This window comes from Acidobacteriota bacterium (genome assembly GCA_009691245.1).
Taxonomy (GTDB): Bacteria; Acidobacteriota; Terriglobia; order 2-12-FULL-54-10; family 2-12-FULL-54-10; genus SHUM01.
The window spans coordinates 1-24,389 of the sequence record SHUM01000055.1 but is presented as its reverse complement, the minus strand read 5'-3'; the positions used below and the strand labels follow the sequence as shown (position 1 = coordinate 24,389).

The following is a 24,389-nucleotide window of genomic DNA, read 5'->3' as shown; positions in this document are numbered from 1 at the left end:
AATTCGATTCATTCCCGAGACTTGTTCTGACGCTATTCCCTAGTCTGGTGATCAAAGTGCAGAGTATATCACGCGGAATCTCCCGCCGATTCCATTTCTGCAATTCAAGTCTTTCCTCGATAGCGCGCATGGGGACGGGCCACCCACCGCTCCCTTCCGGTCGCGGCTCGGTAACGGCATGGCGCGGCACTGTCACTGCTCGGCGCGGCTCTGGGACTACCCAGCGCTGTCGCGCGCTTCCGGTCTTCTGAACCGGCGTGGTACAATCCTCCACAGTTAAATCCAACTACGAGAACGCGCCAGGTGGGACTGGGCGCGGGGTGGATAGTTAGGCGATATGCCGATTCTCTCCCGCCAACGGGTGCTGGCGATCTTCTTTGTTGCGCTGCTCGTGGTGCTGATGACCCGGCTGCCGCTGATGCCGGAGCAGCTCTACTCGTTTGACTCCGTGAATCTGGCGCTGGCCCTCGATGATTTTGATCCTCTTCGCAATCAGCCGCAGCCGCCGGGCTATCCATTTTTTGTGGGCGAGGCGCGGCTGGTGAACCTGCTGCTCATCAATAGTCCTGAGCAGACCTTCATCGTGCTGCAACTCATCGTTGCCACGCTCACGTTGGGCGTGATGTACCTGCTGGGCGCGACGATGTTCTCGACCAGTGTCGGATTGGTGGCCGCGGCGCTGCTGGTGGTGAATCCGCCATTTTGGTACGGCGGGCTGACTTCGTCGCTGCGTCTGCACTCGGCGCTGTTCTCCTGCCTGATGGCATATCTGCTCTGGCGCGCCCTGAAGCCCACCCTGAATAATGATTCGCCGGACCAAGCCCCGCCGGGCACGTCGGGCCCGACGGGCCAGCCGGAAACGATGAGTGGAGAAAAGCTTTTCCTGATCGCTTCTCTGGTGCTGGGGCTGGCGGGAGGGTTCCGACCCGTGGTGGAACTGCGCTTGTTTCCGCTCTGGTTGTTTGTAGGCTGGCGCCTGGGCGGACTGCGCGTGTTGCGGCGCGGCCTGTGGCCGCTGGCGGCTGGGACGCTGGCGTGGGTGATGGTGTTGGTGATTGACGTCGGCGGGCCGCAGCGGTTGTTCACCGCATATTCCACCTACATCTATGAGCAGCTTTACCAGACCTCCGCGCTGATTGATGCGACAACGGTGGCGAGTGGCGGATGGCGGCGTATGGCGGGCCGCGTCATGCTCTGGACGGGCATGGGCGCGCTCGGCTGGGTGTGGACGCTGCCGGGCCTGTGGCGTCGTCGCGCGGAGTGGCCGGAGTGGAAAACCATGCTCTATTTTCTGGCCATCTGGTTCCTGCCCTCGCTGGGCTTTGATTTGATCGTACACGCGGCCGATCCCGATCACATACTCGTTTCCGTGCCGGCGCTGTGCCTGTTGGGCGCGGCGGGCCTGGTGATGGCCGAGCAGCGAATTCCGCGCTGGTGGCGCTGGCTAATGGATCGCGGCATCGCGGTCTGGCTGTTCTTCTCGCTGGGATATCCGCTGTGGGGTCTGCCGGAATTTCTGCAGCCGGGCGTGCTGGCGTTGCATGCGTCATTCGCGCTGGCCGCCTTCTTCCTGCTGCCGCGCCCTGCCCCGGCTGGGCCGTCTGCCGCCGATCCTTACCGATACCGGGTTCCCGGGCCGCTGGTGTTTCCCGCGCTGGTTCTCAACATCCTGTTCTTCTTCAATTTCTACCGGCCGCCGGAGCCGCCCATGGACCTCGGCCTGGGCCGTCTGCGCGGGCTCTCCGATCCGCTGCTGATGGGGACCTATGAGACCTCCTACGCGCGCGTGCGCTTGGTGGATGAGATCACCAGCACGGCGCTGCGCGAGATTGCCCAACTCAAGTTGCGCGACCAGCGCGAGCTGGGGCGCCCTCTGCTGATTGTGTGGACGCGCGATGCCACGCCGGCGTGGCGCAAGGTGGCGTACTACTATCCGCAGGACCGTGTGATGGTGCTGGAGGAGCGCGGCGATCCCACCGCCATTACCACCAAGGCACGGCTGTGGGAAGGGTCCAACATCGTTCGGCAATATACGGGAGGCGAGACGGTGCGGATTCCCCTGCCGCGCGGTACGCGCATCGTCTGGCTGGTGGCCGGAGGCAATGAAGCGAAGCTGGTCCAGACCGTGCCGGTCAGGAAATCCAAGTCAATCTACTACACCGATCTGCCGGAGACGCCGCAGAGCCTCCGCTGGGGATCGTTCGAGTTTGTCGCCGAATAGGTTGGCGCGTGGGCTGGTCGCCATCAATTCCGCGGCACGGCGGACTTCTTGACGAAGGCGCCGGAGGTGGGGTTGATGGTGATGATGGCGTCGCCGGGGTCGTCGCCGCCGCGCACGATCCAGCCGGCGCTGGACAGATTCATGCGCGGGCTCTTGCCCTTCAGTCCATTCAATGCTGCCTCTGAAATCACAATATCGCTATCGGCGAACAGCTCCTTGATGGGCTTGTCAGAACCTTGCGCCACTTCAAAATTGGTAATCTCCCGCCCCTTGGCGGTAATCAGATTCCACTTGGTCTTGCGCCGCGAATAGAACGTATAGGTCCATGCGGGCGCGCTGCCATCCTCATTCACCTGATTCGAGTTGACCGAGATCAGCGCGGCGTCGGCGGCCCAGGCCTTGGCGGTCTCCGATACTTTGTCGAGGTGCGCGCGCGCGGTGGGCTTGGTCGAGCGCATCTGTGCCGAGCCGAGTCCGGCGGCCAGAACGGTCATCAGGAGATAGAGCGAAATTCTCCGAGTCAGCATGGCGGGCACCTCCAGAAAAACGATTCGCGGACTGCTGTCACCTATTCTAGCAAAATGAAGAGTGGAAGACAGGAGTCAGCAGTCGGGAGACAGAAGAGTGACTCGCGGAGCTATGGATGACGACTGCGTTGTCTGGGCGGCGATGTGAACAGCCTAATTCTTGGGAATGGCTTCGGTACGGAGGTACGCGCCGGTTTTGGCGTCAATCCATACGATGGCGTCTCCGCGTCTCAAGCCAGCGTATACGGCCCAGCCCTTGCTGGTGAGCCCCATGATGGCGGACCTCAGGTTCAGCCCATTCCAGCGCGCCGTGGCCAGGGCGAGTTGGCTGTCGATGAAGTTTTCGGCCACCGCTCCTGTGGGGCCTCTCGAAACTTTCTTGATGGCAAATGTACCACCGACGATCATCTTCGCGGTCAGTCGGCCGTAGCTATTGGTGGAGGGCGAGTAGAAGATGTAGTCCCAGGCTTCCGCGGTGCCGTCCGGGGCCACGCCGATGGCGCTGACGTTGGTGAGCACGGCGTCGGCGTGCCAGCTCTTGGCGGTCTCCAAGGCAGGCTCCAGCGCGGCGCGGGCCGTCGCGCCGGGAGATTGCGCATATAACGGCAACGCTGCGGCCAGAATAGCCAGCAGAAAAACTCGTGTGGGTAGAGTATTCATGGAATGTCTTACGGGCGCGTGCCGGAGGAGGCTGCCGCGACCGCGCTGGCTTGCTGCGCGGGCTGGCCGAGCAGTATCAGAATCTCCTCCTCGATTTCGTCTTTGCCCACCAGTCCCTGATGTTTCGAGTAGTATTTACCGTCGCGATCCACCATGAAAGTGGTGGGCAGGCCCAGCAATCCGCCAAATTCGTTGGGCGTTTTTTCCTCGCCCATCACCACCGACAGAACATCCATGTCGTGCTTATCGACGTAGGGCTTCACGATCTTGGGACCCTCCTCGTCGAGCGAAATGGCCAGAACCTGGAAGCCATCTTTTCCGTACTTTTTCTGGAAGTCGATGAACCAGGGAATCTCCAGCAGACAGGGCTGACACCACGTGGCCCAGAAGTTGACCAGCACCACCTTGCCATTGAAATCAGCGAGCGAAACGGGTTTGCCGACGAGGTCTTTCAGCGTGATCGCCGGGGCGACCTTGCCGCGGATGGAGGGCACGGCCATCGGTGTGAGCGGCCGGGCATCGCCTGCCGCATTTGTCCCGCTGGCCGTGCTGGAGGTTTTGCCGCCGGCGGTGGGTTGCGGCGACAGCAGATGGAAGGCGAGAGCGATGGCCACGATGGCCAGTCCGGCGACCAGCAGATTACGGCTGAGTTTGTCGTCCTTGGATTGCTGCGCGACGTCCGCCGATGGCGCGGCGGCGGGCGCCTGTGTGGGCGATTCAGTAGGCTGTTGCTGCTCGGCTTGCATCTCATCCATCGTGCTTGTCCCCTGTGCTATTACTGATGTTGTGGTGCGCTTTCGCTAGGAAGATTTTACAACACGAAGAGGTTCAAAAACGAGAGGTATCCCGCGAGCCGCGTGAATTGATTGGTCATAATCATGAAGCCGAGGATGATCATGATGATGCCCGCGGCGACTTCCATGCGGTGCATATGAACGCGGAATCTCTGATAGAACTTTAGAAAGCGGTTGACGCCGAGGCTGGTCATCAGAAACGGCACACCCAGGCCGAGCGAATAGACGGCCAGCAGAATAATTCCCGCGGTTACCGTCTCCTGACTGGCGGCAACGGTGAGGATCGCGCCGAGAATCGGACCGAGGCACGGCGTCCAGCCGAAGGCGAAGGCCATCCCGATCACCAGCGCGCCGAGCGGCGTGGCTCCTTTGCCGGCGTTGTGAAAACGCTTGTCTTGATAGAGCGCCGCGATCTTCAGCAGCCCAGTCATATGCAGACCAAAGACGATGATGACCAACCCGCCAATGCGGTAGAGGATCACCTTGTAGGCCGTCAGCATCTGGCCCACCCAGCTCGCCGACGCCCCCAGCGCGACGAAAACAATCGAAAATCCTAATATGAAAAAAACGGAGTGCAGCAGCACCTTGCGCAGCACCGCCGAGTTGTCGCCTGCGATCAGCTCATCGCGCGACACGCCCGACAGCAGCGAGATATATCCCGGCACCAGCGGCAACACGCACGGCGACAGGAAGGAGATCACTCCCGCCGTGAACGCCGCCAGTATAGAAACACCTTCCATTTAATAGACCTAAATAGTGGCCAGGGCCACGCCGACATCGTCGGCCCGACGGGCATACACGCCCGGATAGCCACTCCCAGCCATTATAGATTAGCCAGGGCAGAGAACGCCGCAAAATGTTTCGAAGGGCGGACACAACCCGTCGCTGACCTGCTCACCGTAAACCTTAGCGTCGGATTCAAGGGCATCGAAGGCTTGCGCGGATGCACCGCATAAGGTACGCTCAGCTGCGCGAGGAGTTGGAACAATGAGCAAAAAGAATATGGGTTCCAGCATCGATGACTTTCTTCGCAAGGAAGGAATTTTTGAAGAAGCTCAGGCGCAGGCCATCAAAGAGGTTGTCGCGTGGCAACTCGCCGCAGCCATGAAGAAAAAGAAAATGTCCAAGGCGCGTCGGGCGATGCTGCTCAAAACGAGCCGCACGCAGGTGGACCGGTTGCTCGATCCGGAAAACGACATCACGCTCTCCAGCCTCCAGCGGGCCGCCGCTATGGTGGGCCGCCGCGTCCTGATCGAGTTGGTAGGATGAGTCGGGTTGTATATTTTCCCCAGGTGAGGTTCTTGTGTGCCAGTTGCCCGGAGGGCAGCACCGTGAATAGCCGTAGGTGAAACATACGGTTACGATGCGAATAAACAGAATCAACCCCGAACGGGGTTGACCTGCTTACTTATTGGTGCCGAGTAAAAACTATTTGCCCAGCAACACTAGCCTGCATTTCTGGATAGAGCTTTATTTCTAGCTGATACTGTTTGCGTCCTACCATTCTCGGCAATGCAAATCGCCGAATACCATCTCTATTTGCAATGTCTCGCGTCTCGATAATTGTTCCTTCGGGAACCATTTTGAGGCGCACCGACGTTTTTAGTTCTGGCTGCATGCCGTAATTGCCGGTATACGTTCGTACTGTAATGTCGGCGACAGCGTCATATTCCCTGACCGCATCCCAATCCAGTACAACATTGTCAGTACCCAAAGGCACAGCCCAATCATCTTTCCCAATCGAATTGTTGAACTTCTCTAATGATCCTCCGAACGATTGGCTAATGGGAATCTCGGGGATGCGCTGGCTACTATATGAAGAATTTGGTTGTGAACGAAGCTGTTTAGTCGATGCAAGTAATTCCGTCTCTCTGTCGTATCCAGACCGCAGGATGTTGACGAAGAATATCACTGACAGTAGAATCATCCCAATGGCCGCAGATAGGGCCATATCCTTGACTCGCCGTACAACACCCACTGGGAGCCTCACAATTGCCTTCCAGCCGCCGTCCCGATACCGTGTTCGGCACCAAAACGCGATAGCGGGCACCAAAAATGCCAGAATTGTGACCGAAAGCGTTTCCCGTGACTGGCCATACGAGCCGAGAGTCTTGTCCAGAGCACGCCAGAGTATGTCTTTGATATACTCGCCCATGCCGCAAGACTATGCATTTTCGCCCCTTGCGTCAAGCGCACAACCACGGAAAATTCTGCTGGACATTCGCCTTTTATTCTCCTATAATGTGGGGCGAACGTGAGGCAAACATGCCTCGCGTTAAATCTGCGATGGCGGACGGGGAGAAACGGGCTATGGTGTTGACCAGGCGGCAGAGGCAGGTGGTGGATTTGGTGGTGGCGTTTACGCGAGACAATGGGTATTGTCCCAGCTTTGTCGAGATTGCCGAGGGGCTGGGGCTTAGCTCGATTGCCACCGTGCATAAGCATGTCGAGTCGCTCGAGAAGAAGGGCTGGCTGCGCCGCGGGCCCAATCAGAGCCGCTCGCTTGAGCCGGGGCCGCGCTACATTCAGGAGCAGCGCCAGTTGAAAGCACAGGTGGGCAACCCGGTTCCATCGGACCGTTTAGACATGTCGCGCGCCACGTCATCCGGCGCGGAGTTCACGCTACCGATGGCGGGGCGCATCGCCGCTGGTCAGCCGATTGAAGCGCCTGAGCAGCCCGAGACCATTTCGCTCTCCGACATCGCCGGCAGCAAGGATGTGTATGTGTTGCAGGTGAAGGGCGAGTCGATGATCGAGGACCACATCATGGATGGCGACTACGTGATGGTCGAGAAGACCCGCGAGGTGCGCGACGGCGAGATTGCAGTGGCTTTGGTGGGCGGCACGGAGAACACGCTGAAGCGGCTGTATCACGAGCGCGACGGGCGCATCCGCCTGCAGCCGGCCAACTCCGCGATGCAGCCTATTATGGTCGCCGCCGCCGATGTGGTTGTACAGGGTCGCGTGGTCGGCGTGCTGCGACGATATTGATTTACAGAGCCGCGACCGGGAGGGAGCGGGGGTTGCTTTCACGGTGGAGAAAACCAACCCCCGCTCCCTCCCGGTCGCGGCTCTGTCACCGGCGGCGCAGGTGATATTTGCTGCCGACGCGTTCCACCACGCCCTCTTCCATCAGATGCTGTAAATGCGCCTCCATGGTCGCTCCGGCGCCCCACTGCAAAGACGGCGACAATCCCGGATACACGGCGCGCACAATCTCCGAGACGTTGGCGTCGCTTTGGCGTAGACGCTCGACGATGGCGGCACTGCGCGCATTACGGTGATCAATGAATGCGCGCACATGCGTTTGTGGATCGGTTACCGGTGCGCCGTGCGTGGGAAGATAGAGGTGGTCTTTTTTCGCCTCCACACGCGCCAGCACCTTGTCGAGCGACTGCATGTATTCGCCGAGGCTCCCTTCTCCTCCGAGAATCACGCTGGTCGACCAGCCCATCACATGATCCCCAGAGAAGAGAACGTTCTCCTCCTCATAAGCGAACGAGAGATGGTCGGAGGTGTGGCCGGGCGTGGCGATGGCGGTGAAGTGCCAGCCGGGGCCTTCGATGGTGTCGCCGTCCTTGAGTGACACGTCGCCCCAGGCGCCATATATCTTCGCGCCACTCGCGCGTTGCACGGGGTCCGCCGCGGGGTAATGGTCGGGATGCGAATGGGTGATGAGAATTTTGTCGATGGTCTCGCCGCGCAGCGCGTGTAGTATCGCCTCGACGTGACTGGTCATCGACGGGCCGGGATCGATGATGGCCACGTTGCCGCGTCCGATCACATAGGTGCCCGTGCCGGGGCCGGTGAATGGTCCAGGGTTGCGCGCGACGATCCGGCGGATCATCGGCGACACGGTTTCCATCACCGCATACTCAAACTCAAATTTCTTGTAAAACTGAATCTCGCCCATGAATGATTGTAAGACAGAAGTCAGGAAATTCTGGTGCGTGGGGTGTTGGGTGTCGGGTGTGGAACCGCAATCCTGATTCCAGATTCCGAATTCCTACCCCCCCAATCTCTGTGTACCTCTGCGTCCTCTGTGGTAAAAAAAACGTCGGAAGGCTACCACCGCGCGATAAGGCGCGCGAGAAGGTCGGCGGTGATTTCGGGGCATTCAATGAACGATAGATGCCGCGCCTGCGGGATGATTTCCAGCGTCGCGCCGGGAATCAGCCGCGCCATCTCGCGCGACATATCGGGAGGAGTGGCGCCGTCGTTCTCGCCGACAATCACGCCGGCTGGCAGGCGCAGAGCCGGGAGCTGGGAGCGCAGATCGACCGCACCCAACATGCGGCATGACGCGGCGAACGACTGAACGTCATTGGCCACAAACGCGGCGAGCGAGCGCGCCACGGTGTCCGCGCGCTCGGCCTGGAAAGTTTCCGTGAACCAGCGCGCGCGCTGAAACTCGACCAGCGAGGCCATGCCTTTTTCCTCAGCCTGCTTGGCGCGGCTCTCCCACGCTTCCGGCGCGTTTGCGCCGAACCACGCGGTGGTGTCAACCAGTCCGAGGCTCTGCACCAAATCCGGGCGGGAGATAGCGATCTGCAAGGCGACGCATCCGCCCATCGAGGCTCCCGCTACGTGCGCCTTGGTCCAGCCCACGTGGCTCAGTAAATCTTCCAGATCATGCCCAAACTGTTCGACGCTATAAGGGGCCGGCATTTTCGCCGGCAGTTTGCCGAGTTTTGATGATGCTCCGTGGCCGCGGCAATCGTAAGTGAGCACCACCGCACGGTCGGTCAGCCGCTCGACGACGCCGTCCCAAACGAACTCGCCGAGTCCCAGCGTATGCACTAGCGCCAGTCGCGGCAGCCCCGATCCGGGATCGCCATGCACCGTGTATTGAATCGCCGCGCCGTCGCGCGCGTTGGCGCATCCGGAAATTTTGTTAGCCATTAACGCCTTGCCTCGTGTGTGATTCATCTAGACAGACCTACTTTGCAGCTTCGAACATCTCCGGCAGCTTGTAAATGAAGACGACTCCGTCGCCACCCACTATCAATTCCTGCGCGGCGGGGTTGATGGCCAGCCGGCTCCCGGGAATCTTGCTGATCGGCGTGTTGTTCAGTGCCACGACAGGGGCCACGTCGCCGGTGTCGCCGTAGTTCCACGCGCCAATGAAGCGCTGGCCGCGATAACCGAAGCCGGCATTGCGCGGAGCGCTTTCCTCCGCCATTGCTCCCGCGCCCGTCTCGCGGATCAGGCCGCCGGCGATGATCTTTTTGCCTTGCGGGTAGAGCTTCACGTCGCGCGTGCCGATGCTGGTGCCCACGCCCGACTTTGGTCCCGAGAGAATCCACTTCGGCGCGACGTCGCCCTGAGCGGAGCGGTCGAAGACCAGTATCTGATGGTCATTGACCACGGCCATCACATTGTTGATGGGGTCCACCTCTACGCGGATGGGCCTGTCGAGCAAGGTCTTGGGGCCGCGCAGGATGCGGATGGGCGCGACGTCACCATTGTCCGTATTGCGGAAAACCAGGATCGAGTCAGTGGTGAACTGCGCGACGTATATCTCCTTGTGAGTCGCGTCCACGGCCACGTTGTCGGGGGCACTCAGGAGTGTCTTGGGACCTTGAATCACTCGCAGCGGCGGCTGATTGCCATTGGCGCCGCCTTTAAAAAATAGAATGGCCTGTGCAAACGGGTTGGGTACGACTAACTCATCGCGAAGTGAGTCAATGGCGATGTAGTGACTGGTGCGCGCCTGTAATGTCTTCTCACCCTGAATGATTCTGGTGGGAACCGAGTTGCCATCCGCCGAACCGGCGTAGACCGAGATTCTTGGTTGACTCACTCAGTTGGGCGCCAGTATCTCATTGCGCTTGGCGTCATAGGCCACCGCGCCGATGCGGCCCATGCTGGCCATTGGCGCGTTATCGGCTGCGGTGCGAATCACGCGCTTCGGCGCGATGTTGCCTTGCGCGGTACGCGGAAAAACGGCGGCGATGTGATTGTCCCAACTGACTACCCATAACTCATTGTTCTTGGGATCAATAGTAACTCCTACGGGTCCCTTCATGCGGGTCTTTAATCCTTTCAGTACTCGGGTGGGCGCGACGTTACCGTCAGCGTTACGCTCAAAGAACAGGAGTGAGTCGTCTCCGGTGTTGGCAACAACTAACTCGCCACTCACTGGATCACGAGTGATTCCGTCTGGGAGGTTTAAGAGTGTCTTCGACCCTTGGATGATGCGCACCGGCGCGACATCGCCTTGACCCATGCGCGCGTAGATGGTGATGGCGGGCAGCATGAATTTCCCGGTGGATGGCCCCAGCGGCAGGACGCGGCCCGGCTCGGTGTAGCCGAGCGCCGAGCGCGTGAGGCTGTCCGGCCCGCGACGCTCGCCCTCACCGGGCACGGTCTCGCGCCAGTTGCCGTGGTTGGTTACATATATCTCATCGGAGTCGCTGTCCACGTAGATGCCGTGCGGATCAGCCAGCATGGTCTTCGGTCCCTGTATGTAGCGCTTGGCTTCCTCATCTTCCTTGAAGACGCGCGGGAAGGCGCTGATGCGGTTGACGTGTTCGGTGGTGATGAATAGCTCGTCATTCTTGGCGTCCAGATAGATGCCGGCGGTGGAGCGCGGCGTGACGCCATCAAGCTGGCGCAGCGGCGTTACATTGCCGTTGGCGCCCAGCGAAAATACGTTGATGGTGCCGCTCTCGCCCTGCACGGAATACAGCTCGCCATGCTGCGCGGAGATGGCCACGCCGCAGATCATGCCCAGGTCGGCCTTGGGGCCGGAGATGCGGCGGCGCGGCTCCATGATGCGGTCGGTGGGCGTGAACTGCGATGGATAAACGAGGACACTGGTGTCGGCCGACTCCTTGTCGTTGGCCATGAACACCTCGCCATGCTCGATATCAATGGCGATGGCGCGGAACACGGGGTTGGGGTCGGCGATGCTGCGCGCGGGCGCGCGGTCAATAATCAATGTGCGCCGCTCGGCCGTTCGCGCGGATTGCTGGGCCTCGGCCTGCGTTACGACCAAGTCGGGCCAATGGCGGGCCATCATCCACAGAGCCGCCGCGAGCACCATGCCCGCCACCGCACGCAACGAAATTCTTGCTGGAACGAGTTGTTTGAGCATTTTCTCCTCCTGATTCTACGACGCCCGGCGTCGGCCGCGCGATTTATGAATGTCCAGCGCCAGCCCCAGGCGATCCGCGTAGATGAGCAACTTTTCGATGCTCATCTGGGAAATTCTCCCGCGCAGCTAATTACTGATAGCCGGCTGATGCTTGTCGAGTTTTTGGACAAGCGCCGATTGTGTGTACTTCTTTCTCTTCACTTCCGCCAGAATCGAAGCGAGATTTTTGGCTTTGAACTTGAGCGCCAGCGCCACCTCCGGCGGAAACCCCAGGGCCGTAAAGATGTTGCCGCTCGCCTGGGTAATATGGCTCGGCGTATTTCCTGCTGTGCTGCGCATTTCTTCTCTGCCTTCTCCGAATTACTGCGCGGGCTTGGGGGCCATCCACTTAGTGCGCAGGGCGGCGCGGTCTACTTGCGCGCCGCGCAGATAGACGCTGGAGATACGGCGCGTGTTGGTGATGTCGGTAAGCGGGTCGGCGTCCAGCACCAGGAAGTCGGCGGACTTGCCTGATTCAATCGTGCCGGCATCGGGGATTTGCAGCAGCGCGGCGCCGTTGCGCGTGGCGGCGACGATGACTTGCGCGGGCGTCATGCCGGCCTTCACCATATCGGCCATCTCGACGTGCGCGGCCCAGGGGACTCCGCCGTCGGTGCCGACCACAATCTTCATGCCCGCCGAGTTGAGCTTGGCCAGATTACTCGCTTGAATGGCGTAGGTCTTGGCTGACTCAGGATTTTCTTTGGACGAATCCGCCTGCAACTTCTCCCACTCGGCGGCGGGCAGGGAATCCTTCAGCCAGGTCATGTCCTGCGGGACGCCGCGATCGGCCATGTTGGGAACCAGTACCACGTTGGGCCGCGCTTTAATCATCTGGATATATTCGTCGTCCACGACTTTGTCGCGGATGCTGTGCGCGAAGGCGTCAATACCCGCGCGGAGCAGGGCCTTGGCATCGTTCAGCGCGTAGAGATGCGCTGTAACGCGCAGCTTGCTCTTGTGGGCTTCGTCGATGACCGCGGCGAACATCTCGGGGCCGAGCGGCTTGTACTGGCCGTTGCGGTCGTCCACCCAAACTTTGATGAGGTCCACTTTCTTGGCGGCCTGCTCGCGCACGGCCTGGCGGCCTTCCTCCTCACTCTTGATCCAGTAAGGCACGTCCGAACGGCCCGGCTCCGGCGTAGTGATGCCGCGCCCGGCAGTGCGGTAGCGCGCGGCGTTGGGGATATTTTCCGCCCGCACTTGGAACACCACGTCGGCGGCATCCTGCCCGAGACTGGTGGCCACGCCGATGCCGTAGTAGGCGAAGCGCTGCAACTGATCGACGAGCGCGTCGCGGGTTACGGCGAGATGCTTGTGGGTGTCAATGATCGCCGGCATCACCGTCTTGCCGGCGAGATTCACGCGCGCCGCGTTAGCGGGAGCATTCACCTGCCCGCGCCGGCCGACGGCGGTGATGCGGCCATTCTGCACGACGAAGGCGGAGTCATCGATGGGCGCGCCGCCGTCGCCTGCGATGAGTCGTGCTCCCTCATATACGGTTGTTTGCGCGGACGCCGTCCGCGTCGCGGGGAAACCAAAAATCGTAGCGAGCGCAAGCAGGAAGATTCCTGCAATTGGCATCCCGCGGAATGACTGCGAATTGATGAGACGCATAAAAACCTCCGCAAGATCGTGAAAGTAGGATGATCAATGAACCTGGCTTGACCGCAGCCAGCCAAATTATACGCCCAACTGCCTGCCATTTACCGCAGTTCTTTTCATCCTGCGCGTGACGGCGCCGCGCGGCACTGTCACGCGTGGCCGCTTGCTGTATAATGATGAGTTCTCGCATCGATTAGACATGCGCTAAGACGGGGGGAAAGACCGGTGAGTACAGTGATGGCAACGGGATGGATGTCGCAGAAACTGGCAGAGCATGATCCGGCGGTGGCCGAAGCGATTCGCAGCGAGCAAATGCGTCAACATGAGCATCTCGAATTAATCGCCAGCGAAAATTTTGTTTCGGAGGCCGTGCTGGAAGCCACCGGTTCGGTGTTCACCAATAAGTATGCCGAGGGCTATCCCGGCAAGCGCTACTACGGCGGATGTGAGTACGCCGACGCGGTGGAGACGCTGGCCATTGAGCGCGCCAAGCAACTCTTCGGCGCCGAGCACGCCAACGTGCAGCCGCACGCGGGCAGTCAGGCCAACATGGCCGCATACTCTGCGTTGATCAATCCTGGCGACACCATCCTCGGCATGAACCTGGCGCATGGCGGGCATCTGACGCACGGCAGCCCAGTGAATTTTTCGGGGAAGGTTTACAACGTCGTTCCCTACGGAGTAAGCAAGGAGACGGAGACGATCGACTACGACGCGCTGGAAGCGCTGGCGGTTGAGAAGAAGCCCAAGTTGATTGTCGCCGGCGGCAGCGCGTACGCGCGGGAGATGGATTTTCCGCGCATGAGGGCCATCTGCGACAAAGTGGGCGCGCTCTTGATGGTGGACATGGCGCACTTCGCGGGGCTGGTCGCCGCGGGGGTCCATCCGAGTCCGGTGCCGCACGCCGACGTGGTTACTTCCACCACGCACAAGACGCTGCGTGGGCCGCGCTCCGGGATGATCCTGTGCAAAGCGCAGTATGCGCAGGCCGTTGACAAGGTGGTCTTCCCCGGAATGCAGGGCGGGCCGCTGGTGCATGTGATGGCGGCCAAGGCGGTGTGCTTCCTGGAAGCGTTGACGCCGGAGTTCAAGGAGTACGGTCGTCAGGTGGTGGCCAACGCGCGCGCACTGGCTGACGTATTGATGAAGGAAGGTTTCCACGTGGTCTCGAACGGCACCGACACGCACCTGATGGTAGTCGATGTGTTTTCGCAAGGCGGGCTGCGCGGCAAGGAAGCCGAGACGGCGCTGCATTGCGCCAACATCACCATTAGCCGCAGCACCATTCCGTTTGACACCAACACGCCGTTCAACCCGAGCGGCATCCGCGTGGGCAGCCAGGCGCTTACCACTCGCGGCATGAAGGAAGCGGAGATGAAGAAAGTCGGCGCGTACATCGCCGAGGCGCTGCGCAACACCAAGGACGACGCCGCGCTGGCCGCGGTGCAGAAGAATGTGCTGGCGCTGGCCAATCAATTTCCGCTCTACGGCTGGCGACGCGGCTAGAGTTTTTTTCTGATGTTGTGACAGTGCCGCGGCCGTGAAGGAGCGGGGGTTGAACTTCGCAACGAAACCAACCCCCGCTCCCTGACGGTCGCGGCTCTGTCAGACACGGCACTTTCACACTGGCCCGCTCATGAGGCGCTGATGAGAATTGCTATCGATATTCGGCGCATCGAAGATTTCGGCGTAGGCACCTACATCCGCAATCTGGTGCAGAAGCTCGCGGCGCGGGGGTCGCAGAACGACTACTTTCTGCTGGGCGATCAGAAGTCGGCGGAGAATCTGCTCCCGCTGCCAGGTAATTTTCGCGTGCTGCACTGGAACGGTAGCGGGCGGCTGTGGCGAGCGATGCAACTGCACCAGCTTATCCGCTCATCCTGGATCGACCTGCTGCACATCCCTTACCTGCAACCGGTGTTGTTGTCGCCCTGCCCTTACTTGATGACCGTTCATGATCTCGCCGATTTTCTATACACCAGCCAGACCGGTTGGCGACAGCGGTTGCGCGTGCAAATGACCCGCCGCACGATGATGAATGCGCGAAGAATCCTGGCGGTTTCCAGCGCCACGCAACGCGATATCGAAAATCTTTTTGCGGTCCCTGGGGAGAAAATTTCGGTGATCGCCAATGCGCTGGACGAGCGATTCCTGCTGGCCGGGCGCCTGTCTGGAAATTTGTCCGGAACAATCTCGGACGACATGGGCAACGGCACGGGCGGGCAGGCTCGGCGGGAGGAGATTCGGCTAGTGCAGGAACGCTACGGCGTGCAAGATCCGTTTCTCCTTTATGTGGGCAGCGCGCGGCCACAGAAGAATCTTCCTCGGCTGATCGAAGCCTTCGCGGTGGTGAAGGGCGAGTTGCTGGCGCACCCTACTTATCAGAATCTCAAGCTGCTGATCATCGGCGATGAGTTGAGCGAGCATCCCGAGCTGCGCCACACGGTCCTGCGCACGCGCATGCAAACAAACGTGCGCTTCCTGGGCTTCCTGCCGCAGGAAATCCTGCGCATCTTCTATCAATCGGCCGAGGTGTTCGTGTTCCCCTCGTTGCATGAAGGGTTTGGCCTGCCGCCGCTGGAGGCCATGTCGATGGGGACGCCGGTGGTTACCTCCAACGTGTCGTCGCTGCCGGAGGTGGTGGGCGATGCCGCGGTAACGGTGCATCCGGAGAACGTGTTCGATATTGCCCGTGGCATTCAGCGCGCGCTGACGGACGAAGCTCTGCGCGCTCAATTGCGCGCACGCGGACACCAGCAGATACAGCGCTTCAGTTGGGATCGCTCCGTCGATCAGGTGCTGGAGATCTATGCCGGGGCGGCGGCATGAGCGAATTGTCGCCGTTGGCCTCCTCCCCGATCGAAACCTCTTCCGGCTTGACGCTGCCGGGCCAAATAAAATTCTCCGTTACGCATCAAGATACCAGGACACGCGCACGCCGCGGCCTGCTCCAGACGCCGCACGGCGTGGTGGAGACGCCCGTCTTCATGCCGGTGGGCACGCTGGCTACGGTGAAGGGACTCACGCAAGCTGATCTCGAAGGCTTGGGCGCGCAGATTATTCTTGGCAATACCTATCATCTGTTTCTGCGACCCGGCGAAGAAGTCATCCGCGAACTCGGCGGACTGCATCGCTTCATGAGCTGGCCTCGCGCCATCCTCACCGACAGCGGCGGCTTCCAGGTCTACAGCTTGAGCCACCTGCGCAAGGTGCGCGAGCAGGGTGTGGAGTTTCGTTCGCATCTGAATGGCTCGAAACATGAGCTGACACCGGAGCGCGCGGTGGAGATTCAGTGGAAGCTGGGCTCCGACGTGGCCATGGTGCTGGATGAGTGCACGGAATTTCCCGCTACTGAAGTGGTGGCGCGCAAGTCCATGGAGTTGACGCTGCGCTGGGCGGCGCGCAGTCAGCAGGCGTTGCAGGCGCTGCGACTTCTATCACCGCCCGACGCCGTGCAGATCGGCGCGCTATTCGGCATCGTGCAGGGCGGCACCCATCCCGAGCTGCGGCGCGACTGCGCGCGGGCGCTGGTGCAGATGGAACACGAGGGGAAAGGCTTGGACGGCTTCGCTATCGGTGGACTCTCGGTGGGAGAGTCGCGCCCCATCACCTACGACCTTGCCGCCGAGGCCGCGCAGTTTCTTCCGCACAACAAGCCGCGCTACGTGATGGGCGTAGGGTTGCCGGAAGAGCTGCCACAATATGTCGCGCTGGGCATCGACATGATGGACTGCGTGTTGCCCACACGGAATGGTCGCAATGGGTATCTGTTTACTTCGCAAGGGAGAGTGCACATACGGCAGGCACGCTTCACGCGCGACCCGCGTCCGCTCGATGAATCCTGCGCGTGCCTAGTCTGCCGCCGCTACTCGCGCGCCTATCTGCGGCACCTGTTTATCTCGGGAGAAATGCTGGGTCGCGCGCTGAACAGTTACCATAATCTCTTTTTTTACCTTGACACCATGCGCCGGATTCGGGAAACTATTGCGTCTGGAGAGTTTGACCGATTCCTGTCCGATTTCACCCCTCGCGTTCAAGGGGAAGCTCCATAATTTATCGGTTTGTGTTGTGGAATTTAAAGCCGGAGTTCTGTCCGAAAATTTGCTGAAAAGTTATCTGGAAGAGAGTCAACCATTTTGTATTTCGCAAACTTTTTATTTCAGGCCGCGTCGGGGGGCGTCGCGCTCATTCAGTTTCTCCCCTACATTGCCATCCTGCTGGTGTTCTACTTTCTACTGTTTCTGCCCAATCAGAAACGCCAGAAAAAATTGGCCGAGTTGCTGGCGAATTTAAAGAATGGTGATCGAGTGGTCACGGTGGGCGGAGTTCATGGTACGATTGTTGGTTTGCGGGATGAATATGTTGTGCTGCGAGTGCCGCCGGACGCGGTGAAGCTGGAAGTGCAGCGTGGCGCGATTACGGCGCTGGAGAATCCCGAGCAGGAAACTCCATAAAGTTTAATGGCGGCGAAAGACGACATTCGTCTTTTGAAATTGGCAGTTGCAAGTGGATGCATGAGGGACCGGAGAAGGGCAGGGCATGAACGCAAGTCTGGGCAGAAGAGCGCTGATAACGCTGGCCGTATTGGTGGTCAGCATCATTGGAATCGTTGGCCTGCCAACCAGCGTGGGGCAGTTGCGCACGAATGTCGAAAAGCGCATCCCGTTGGGACTGGATCTCAAAGGCGGCACGCACCTGGTGATGCAGGTGATGGTCAACGACGCGGTCAACGGCGAGGCGGACCTTACCATTGAGCGTTTGAAGCAGACCCTGAACTCCCGCCAAATTTCTTTCGCCTCCATGCTCCGCGTCGATGCCCTGCAATTGATGGATGATGGCGGGATTCGCATCGAAGGCGTTCCCGACGAGCAGACCTCCGCATTCCGCCAGGCCGTGGAAGAGACCGAGTTGAATTGGCTACTGACCCCGGAGGCCGGCGGATACAAGATGGTCATCCGCGCGTCGATATTGGGCGACCTGCGCCAGCGCGCCGTAACCCAGAGCGTGGAGACCATCCGCAATCGCATTGACAGTCTGGGCGTCTCCGAGCCCACCATTCAGGAGCGCGGGCAGGGTACCTACGAAATTCTGATTCAGTTGCCCGGCGTAGACGATCCGCAGCGCGTGAAGGAAATTTTGCAGACGACGGCGCTACTGGAGATCAAGAAGGTGGAAGGCGGGCCGTTCCCGACGCGCCAGGATGCGCTGGGTTCATCCGGCGGAGTGCTGCCTCCCGGAACCGAAGTGGCGGAGTCGGTCGAGGCGCCGGAGACCGCTACCGCCGCGCCCGTTCGCCAGTGGTACATATTGACCAAATCACCAGCGGTTACGGGGCGCGAATTGCGCGATGCGCAACCCAGTAAGGATGAAAATAACCGCCCTGAAGTATCCTTCATTCTCACTTCGGATGGCGCTCGCCGCTTCGGTGCATTTACAGAATCGAACATTGGCAACCTGCTCGCCGTGGTGCTCGATAAGCGCATCCAGACGGTGGCCACCATTCAGGCCCGCATCTCCGACTCGGGACGCATCACGGGCCGCTTTACGCAGCAGCGCGCGAACGATCTGGCTTTGGTGCTGCGCGCCGGCGCATTGCCGGCCTCCATGGAATATCTGGAAGAGCGCACGGTGGGTCCCTCGCTGGGAGCCGACTCCATTCGAGCTGGCGTCGTGGCTTCGCTGGTGGGCTTTCTGGCCATCACCGTATTCATGCTGTTCTACTATAAGGTTTCCGGGGTGAATGCGGTGGTCGCGCTGTTCATTAACCTGGTGCTGCTGATGGCCGCCATGGGTTACATCCATGCCACGCTGACGCTGCCCGGCATCGCGGGAATTATTCTGACCATCGGCATGGCTGTGGACACCAACGTGTTGGTCTTCGAGCGCATTCGGGAAGAGTTGCGCGAGGGCAAGACCGCTGTGTCGGCTCTGCAGACAGGTTTCAGCAAGGCCTGGATTACGATTGTGGACACGCACGCCACTACCATTATTGCGGCATTTTTCCTGTTCTTGTTCGGCTCGGGACCCGTCAAGGGATTCGCCGTTACGCTGACACTGGGTTTGGGAGCGAACTTGTTCAGCGGTGTTTTTGTGTCGCGCGTGCTGTTTGATTATGTGGTGTCCCGCTCCGGTCGCAATGCCACTCTGAGCATCTGATTTTGGCAAACTGCGCGGATGCATGCACGCATGGAATCAAAAGGGAACAAAGTTCTCTCGCTAGTGTCAAAGTAAATTGAGAAGATAGGCGGGCCGGCCGCCTGGAGTTACAAAGTTACCAATGGAATTATTCAAGAACTTACAAATTGACTGGATCAGCAAGAAATGGATCTTTGTAACAGGCTCCATTTTGATCAGCCTTGCCGGAATCGTCTCGCTGGTGATTAAGGGCGGGCCGCGCTACGGGATCGACTTCCGCGGCGGCACCCAGGTATCCCTTAAGTTCAAAGATGCACCGCCGCTGAACCGGCTGCGTGATGTCCTGGTGGCGCAGGGGCTCGGTGAGCCCACGCTGCAGCAGATTGGCGAAGTAGCTGACAACGAACTGCTGGTCTCACTGGACATGCAGGCTACAGACAACCAGTTGGATGCGGGACGCCAGGCTATTGTGAAAGCGTTGCAGCAAGAATTTAATGTTACTGGAAGCAAGTCCAACTTCAACGAGATTGGCACTAATTCGATTGCCCAAGTGCTGGCGCAGTCGCCCGCGTTGGCCGTCGGGGGCGCGACTCCGGAACAGATTACAGCGCAGTCGGCTGGTCTGGCACAGAGAATCGTGGCGTTTCGCGACGCCCCGCCACGCAATGGCATGATTGCCGCTGTCGGCGATTTGCGAGGCGTTGAGGGAGCATCAGAGGCAGTTATCGATGCCTTGGAGCAGGAATTCCAGGTGGAGCCTTACGCGGTGCGCAACGTGGAGATCGTCGGACCCAAAGTCGGTGCGGCGCTACGGATGCAGGCGTTGAACGCCACGCTGCTGGGCCTGCTCGCGATGCTCGTTTACATCGCTTTCCGCTTCGAGTTGGTCTACGGCGTGGCAGCGGTGCTCGCGACTTTCCATGATGTGATTATCGCCATCGGGTTCCTGTCGATATTTGATTACGAAATTTCGCTCACCGTGATCGCCGCGCTATTAACTCTGGTGGGATACTCGGTGAACGATACCATCGTCATCTTTGACCGCATTCGCGAGAATCTCCGACTGAATCGCCGAGAGCCCTTGGCCCCCATGGCCAACCGCAGCATCAATCAGACTATGAGCCGCACCATCCTTACCAGCGGATTGACGTTCCTCTCCGTGCTCTCCCTCTACTTGTTCGGCGGAGATGTGCTGCGCGGATTCGCCTTCACTCTGGTCGTGGGAATTTTGGTGGGCACCTATTCGTCGTTCTCAGTGGCGGCTCCCTTTGTGGTGAGTTGGCTGGATTATGTTCGAGTCAGCGGTGGACGCGGCGGAATGGCTGCCGAGCGGGTAAGAGGCGCGGGGAAGCGTGCGAAGATTGGCGCTGGGGCAAAGGCCTGAGCGCCGTTGCGTTGGGCAAAAATTATTTTTCCGGACGATGTGTTATTTTTCTTGCCACTGGCGAAAAAGTAGTTTATGCTCGGACCCTTCTGTAGGGATGTGTAAGTTGTAGTGGGGAGCAACGGCTCCTTGAATTAGCTGGCGGCGGTTGCATTCTCCCCCGGCTTCGGACGTAAGAGAATTATAGAGCTTGTTGTCTGCATTCCAGCGATTCCCTGTACCTGGCTCGAACGGATCGCGCCGTTTGGTTGCCGGTGGCAGGAGATAATTTAGGAGTTGTGAGAAATGTTTGAACAATCGCTCCTCGACTTAGCGATCAAGACTAATAAAAAGAAGCCTGCCTCGCTAGTGATCTCCTTTATTATGGAGACGACTATCGTCGCTGTCCTGGTGCTCATCCCATTGATTTACAACGAGGCGCTACCCCGGATGCAGGTGATGTCATTCCTGATGGCGCCGCCCCCGCCGCCCCCGCCGCCGCCTCCTCCGCCCACTGCGGCAACCATTAAAGTCGTGGCGCGTCTCATGCGGCGGCAAGAGTTTGTGCAGCCCATTGCCATCCCCAAGCAAGTGGCGATCGTCAAGGAAGATCCGCTGCCACCGCAGGATCAAATGGCTGGCGTGGAAGGCGGCATTGCCAGCGGTTTTTATGGCTCTGGGACAGACATTCTGGGCATGATTGGTGGAGCCGCCGCGCCGCCGCCGCCCCCCCCGCCCCCGCCGCCGGAACGGGTTCGCGTGGGCGGACAAGTGCAGCCTCCGCAGTTGGTCAATAAATCCAACCCGGTTTATCCTCCCTTGGCTCGTCAGGCCCGCATTCAAGGCTCGGTGAAGCTGGAAGGCGTGATCGGCAAGGACGGCACCATCCAGGAGTTGCAGGTCGTCAGCGGCCATCCGCTGTTGATTCAATCGGCCTTGGATGCGGTTCGCAACTGGCGCTATCGTCCGACCATGCTCAATGGCGTGCCAGTGGAAGTCATTACGTCCATTGATGTGAATTTCACTCTTGGGGGATAAGCGGGCGGGTAAGCGATCCGCGCGCTGCTCTCACGGAGGAGCCCGGCCGCTGGTGAGCGTTGTCAATGCCAGAGACAAGATCACCGCGGAATGTTTTTTGCAGCAGGAAACCAGCAACGGCAGGCAATGGTAATCAAGTTCGGAACCAGGTTCTTGGGACCTGAATTTTAGAAAAACTATGAATCAAATTCAGGGTCTATACAGGATCCTGAGGAGGAGAAAGTAAGATGTTGGATGTGAATTTGCTCGGAATGTGGTTTTTCCAGGAAGCGGTCAGCTTTGACATGTTGGGAATGTGGCGCACCATGGGTCTTCTTGCCAAGGTGGTCGTGGTGCTTTTGTTCCTCATGTCAGCCTGGTCGGTGGGTGTGATGATTGACCGTTATATGGCTTTCTCCAGCGCCCGCAAGCAGTCCCGTACCTTTGCTCCGCTGGTGGCCGGCGCACTGCGCGAAGGCAAGATTGACGAAGCCATTCGCATCGCCGAGCGACACAAGAAATCGCACCTGGCCAAGGTGGTAACCGCCGGCCTGCAGGAGTTCCAGGCTCATCAGGCGGGCGCTATCTCGGGCGAAGAAATTGAATCGTCCCGCCGCGCTTTGGAGCGCGCCTCCGCCATCGTTCACGCTGAAATGAAGCGCGGACTGGGCACGCTGGCCACCATCGGCTCCACTGGCCCCTTCGTCGGCCTGTTCGGCACCGTGGTCGGCATCATTAATGCCTTCAAGAGTATCGCCTCGTCCAAAGCCACAGGTTTGGCTGCGGTCGCCGGCGGAATCTCAGAAGCCCTGGTGGCCACCGCCATCGGGCTGTTTGTGGCCATCCCGGCCGTGTGGGCTTACAACTACTTTACGGGGCTCACCGAATCGCTCGACGTGGAGATGGATAACTCTTCCTCCGAGTTGATCGACTACTTCGTGAAACGCTCCGGGGGCAAGAAGTAATGCCCTTCAAGAAACCATTAAGCGGCGTCAATTCGGAACCCAATGTGGTCCCCATGGCGGACATCATGCTGGTTCTGCTCATCATCTTCATGGTGGTGACGCCCATGCTGCAAAAGGGGGTGAGCGTGGAATTGACGCAAACCACCAACCACCGCGAATTGCCTGATGCAGACAAGGAAGACGCAGTTCTGGTGGGCATCACTCGCGATGGGAACATCTTCATGGGCTCGGACCAGACGAGCGTGGAGGACTTGACCTCGGATGTGGAAGCGGCCATGGCCGATCGCGTTGAAAAGACTGTGTACGTCAAAAGCGACGCGCGGGCCAAGTTTGAAACCGTGGTCAACGCCGTGGACGCCATCCGCTCGGCGGGGGTCGAAAAGCTGGGGTTGATCACCGAGAAGGTGGAACCCGGGATGTCAAAACAGGTTTATTGACGGCGCCATGTTTGTTAATGGCGGAGGCCTTCACCTGCACGCCACGGCGGGTTTCGATCTAGGTGAGCCCGCCGGACGTGAATTCAACCCTTTCCCCGGCTCGACAGAGCCGGGCGCAGTTTTCGGGAGGTAGTTTATGGGCATGTCAGTCGGAACTGGCCACGGGCCGAAATCCGAGCCCAATATCGTTCCTTTGATCGACATCCTACTCGTCCTGCTGATCATTTTCATGGTCATCAGCCCGCGCATTCCCAACGGTTTGGATGCCCAGGTGCCCCAGCCTAACCCGAATCCGCAAAAGCAGCAGGATACCGACGATCGCACCGTGGTCGTCTCCGTGGACCAGCAGGGAAATCTGAAGATCAACCAGGACGATGTCACCAGAGATAATTTGGGACCGCGGCTGCTGGAAATTTTTAAGACCCGCGCCGAGCGCATCATGTTTGTCCGCGGGGATAAAGAGGTTATTTTCGCCAAGGTCGCCGAGGTCATCGATATTGCCAAAGGCGCCGGCATCGACAAGATTGGCCTGATCACGCAGCAGATGGAAGAAGGCAATTGACAGTAGTTCCGGATTTGAAATAGGTTGGGAAACTTCGCCTCTGGCTGCGGGTCAGGCGCGGGGATCATGAACAAATGTTTCGGAGAATACCAATGAAGCGACAGAATCGAAAATTTTCATTAGCGGCGATGCTGGCCCCGATGCTGGCAATTGCTGCGCTGTTGCTGGCCTCGGGCTGCTCAAAGCTTAAGGCTCGCGACGAATTGAACAAAGGGGTAGCCGCCTTCAAGGCGCAGATATTCCAGGTGGCTGTAGAGCACTTCAAGGCGGCCGTTGATCTGGACCCCACATTGCTCAACGCGCGGCTTTATCTGGCCACCGCCTACGCCAATCAATATGTTCCCGGAGCGGACTCGGAATCCAATAAGCAGATTGGAGAGCAGGCGGTCGCGGAGTTCCAGAAGGTTTTACAGCAAGATCCCACGAGCATCGGCAGCATCAGCGGAATCGCCAGCATCTACTTCCAGATGAGGCGGTTAAATGACGCCAAAGAGTTTTACAAAAAGCAGATTGCCGTGGAGCCTACCAACGCCGAAGCGTATTATTCCATTGGGGTCATCAATTGGACTCAGACCTATCAGCCCCGCATGGAGTTGAAGAGAGAATTGAAATTGCGTGCCGACGAGCCGATCAAGGATGCCAAGAAGAGGGCCGCTTTGGCGGAAGTCAATATGCCCCTGATCGAGGAAGGGATGGAGGCGATCCAGAAAGCGATGGCTAACCGTGAAAGGTACGATGATGCCATGGCCTATCTGAATCTTCTGTATCGCGAGAAAGCGGATTTGGTGGACTCGCCCGCCGAGCGCGAGCAGCTATTGACGACCGCCGATGAATGGGTGGGCAAGAGTCTGGAGATCAAGAAGAAGAAAGCCGCCGAAGAGTCTCCTGGCCAGGTTACCACCGGTTAATCTTACGGGCTCAAGCCCAATCGACTTTTCTTCGATCTATAATTGACCCTGGAGCTT

Annotated in this window: 25 protein-coding genes; 14 read left to right on the top strand and 11 right to left on the bottom strand. The window is 59.4% G+C overall.

Going from position 1 to position 24,389, the window contains the following annotated elements; genetic code table 11:
* Positions 1-337 precede the first annotated feature (337 nt).
* Entirely contained in the window at positions 338-2,221 is a 1,884-nt protein-coding gene (locus EXQ56_12360) for a hypothetical protein (GenBank protein ID MSO21223.1), read from the top strand.
* A 23-nt stretch (positions 2,222-2,244) separates the two neighbouring features.
* Here EXQ56_12360 and EXQ56_12355 read toward each other — a convergent pair whose 3' ends face one another.
* From EXQ56_12355 to EXQ56_12340, 4 genes are all read right to left on the bottom strand, one after another.
* Positions 2,245-2,748, bottom strand: coding sequence for a hypothetical protein (locus EXQ56_12355; GenBank protein MSO21222.1), 504 nt, complete (start codon positions 2,746-2,748; stop codon positions 2,245-2,247).
* Positions 2,749-2,901: 153 nt separating this feature from the next.
* Positions 2,902-3,408, bottom strand: a complete 507-nt coding sequence (locus EXQ56_12350; GenBank protein MSO21221.1) for a hypothetical protein — start codon at positions 3,406-3,408, stop codon at positions 2,902-2,904.
* Between the two features lie 8 nt (positions 3,409-3,416).
* Positions 3,417-4,163, bottom strand: a complete 747-nt coding sequence (locus tag EXQ56_12345) for a TlpA family protein disulfide reductase (protein MSO21220.1) — start codon at positions 4,161-4,163, stop codon at positions 3,417-3,419.
* A 56-nt stretch (positions 4,164-4,219) separates the two neighbouring features.
* Complete coding sequence (locus EXQ56_12340) at positions 4,220-4,942, bottom strand: cytochrome c biogenesis protein CcdA (GenBank protein MSO21219.1); 723 nt, start codon at positions 4,940-4,942, stop codon at positions 4,220-4,222.
* Positions 4,943-5,189: 247 nt separating this feature from the next.
* Between EXQ56_12340 and EXQ56_12335 the strand changes: the two genes are divergently transcribed.
* A complete protein-coding gene (locus EXQ56_12335) occupies positions 5,190-5,471 on the top strand; it encodes a Fis family transcriptional regulator (protein ID MSO21218.1) in 282 nt (93 codons plus the stop codon).
* Positions 5,472-5,610: 139 nt separating this feature from the next.
* Here EXQ56_12335 and EXQ56_12330 read toward each other — a convergent pair whose 3' ends face one another.
* Positions 5,611-6,153: a hypothetical protein gene (locus EXQ56_12330; protein ID MSO21217.1), complete on the bottom strand. Its 543-nt coding sequence runs from the start codon at positions 6,151-6,153 to the stop codon at positions 5,611-5,613.
* Positions 6,154-6,512: 359 nt separating this feature from the next.
* Here EXQ56_12330 and lexA point away from each other — a divergent pair, with 359 nt between their 5' ends.
* A complete protein-coding gene (gene lexA / locus EXQ56_12325; protein ID MSO21216.1) occupies positions 6,513-7,193 on the top strand; it encodes a transcriptional repressor LexA in 681 nt (226 codons plus the stop codon).
* An 85-nt stretch (positions 7,194-7,278) separates the two neighbouring features.
* On the opposite strand, the gene EXQ56_12320 is transcribed toward lexA, so the two are convergent.
* From EXQ56_12320 to EXQ56_12295, 6 genes are all read right to left on the bottom strand, one after another.
* On the bottom strand, positions 7,279-8,115 hold the full coding sequence (locus EXQ56_12320; GenBank protein MSO21215.1) for an MBL fold metallo-hydrolase: 837 nt from the start codon (positions 8,113-8,115) through the stop codon (positions 7,279-7,281).
* A 152-nt stretch (positions 8,116-8,267) separates the two neighbouring features.
* Complete coding sequence (locus tag EXQ56_12315) at positions 8,268-9,131, bottom strand: alpha/beta fold hydrolase (protein MSO21214.1); 864 nt, start codon at positions 9,129-9,131, stop codon at positions 8,268-8,270.
* A 10-nt stretch (positions 9,132-9,141) separates the two neighbouring features.
* The gene (locus EXQ56_12310; protein ID MSO21213.1) at positions 9,142-10,005 is read right to left on the bottom strand and encodes a hypothetical protein; all 864 of its coding nucleotides are present in this window, start codon (positions 10,003-10,005) and stop codon (positions 9,142-9,144) included.
* The gene (locus EXQ56_12305) at positions 10,006-11,301 is read right to left on the bottom strand and encodes a hypothetical protein (protein ID MSO21212.1); all 1,296 of its coding nucleotides are present in this window, start codon (positions 11,299-11,301) and stop codon (positions 10,006-10,008) included.
* A 126-nt stretch (positions 11,302-11,427) separates the two neighbouring features.
* The gene (locus tag EXQ56_12300; GenBank protein MSO21211.1) at positions 11,428-11,640 is read right to left on the bottom strand and encodes a hypothetical protein; all 213 of its coding nucleotides are present in this window, start codon (positions 11,638-11,640) and stop codon (positions 11,428-11,430) included.
* A gap of 21 nt (positions 11,641-11,661) precedes the next feature.
* Entirely contained in the window at positions 11,662-12,957 is a 1,296-nt protein-coding gene (locus EXQ56_12295; protein MSO21210.1) for a hypothetical protein, read from the bottom strand.
* 240 nt (positions 12,958-13,197) lie between these two features.
* Between EXQ56_12295 and EXQ56_12290 the strand changes: the two genes are divergently transcribed.
* From EXQ56_12290 to EXQ56_12240, 11 genes are all read left to right on the top strand, one after another.
* The gene (locus EXQ56_12290; GenBank protein ID MSO21209.1) at positions 13,198-14,451 is read left to right on the top strand and encodes a serine hydroxymethyltransferase; all 1,254 of its coding nucleotides are present in this window, start codon (positions 13,198-13,200) and stop codon (positions 14,449-14,451) included.
* A gap of 141 nt (positions 14,452-14,592) precedes the next feature.
* The gene (locus EXQ56_12285) at positions 14,593-15,774 is read left to right on the top strand and encodes a glycosyltransferase family 1 protein (GenBank protein ID MSO21208.1); all 1,182 of its coding nucleotides are present in this window, start codon (positions 14,593-14,595) and stop codon (positions 15,772-15,774) included.
* Complete coding sequence (locus tag EXQ56_12280; protein MSO21207.1) at positions 15,771-16,997, top strand: tRNA guanosine(34) transglycosylase Tgt; 1,227 nt, start codon at positions 15,771-15,773, stop codon at positions 16,995-16,997. Before EXQ56_12285 ends, EXQ56_12280 begins: the two co-directional genes overlap by 4 nt.
* Before the next feature lie 84 nt (positions 16,998-17,081).
* Complete coding sequence (gene yajC, locus EXQ56_12275; protein ID MSO21206.1) at positions 17,082-17,399, top strand: preprotein translocase subunit YajC; 318 nt, start codon at positions 17,082-17,084, stop codon at positions 17,397-17,399.
* Positions 17,400-17,484: 85 nt separating this feature from the next.
* On the top strand, positions 17,485-19,101 hold the full coding sequence (gene secD, locus EXQ56_12270) for a protein translocase subunit SecD (protein ID MSO21205.1): 1,617 nt from the start codon (positions 17,485-17,487) through the stop codon (positions 19,099-19,101).
* Between the two features lie 121 nt (positions 19,102-19,222).
* Positions 19,223-20,464 carry a protein translocase subunit SecF gene (gene secF / locus EXQ56_12265; protein MSO21204.1) on the top strand — a complete coding sequence of 414 codons (1,242 nt, stop codon included), beginning with the start codon at positions 19,223-19,225 and terminating at the stop codon, positions 20,462-20,464.
* Between the two features lie 285 nt (positions 20,465-20,749).
* Positions 20,750-21,481, top strand: coding sequence for an energy transducer TonB (locus EXQ56_12260; GenBank protein ID MSO21203.1), 732 nt, complete (start codon positions 20,750-20,752; stop codon positions 21,479-21,481).
* Between the two features lie 305 nt (positions 21,482-21,786).
* Positions 21,787-22,425, top strand: coding sequence for a flagellar motor protein MotA (locus EXQ56_12255; protein ID MSO21202.1), 639 nt, complete (start codon positions 21,787-21,789; stop codon positions 22,423-22,425).
* Complete coding sequence (locus EXQ56_12250; GenBank protein MSO21201.1) at positions 22,425-22,862, top strand: biopolymer transporter ExbD; 438 nt, start codon at positions 22,425-22,427, stop codon at positions 22,860-22,862. Before EXQ56_12255 ends, EXQ56_12250 begins: the two co-directional genes overlap by 1 nt.
* Before the next feature lie 136 nt (positions 22,863-22,998).
* A complete protein-coding gene (locus tag EXQ56_12245) occupies positions 22,999-23,424 on the top strand; it encodes a biopolymer transporter ExbD (protein ID MSO21200.1) in 426 nt (141 codons plus the stop codon).
* 74 nt (positions 23,425-23,498) lie between these two features.
* Positions 23,499-24,332, top strand: coding sequence for a hypothetical protein (locus tag EXQ56_12240; protein ID MSO21199.1), 834 nt, complete (start codon positions 23,499-23,501; stop codon positions 24,330-24,332).
* Positions 24,333-24,389 lie beyond the last annotated feature (57 nt).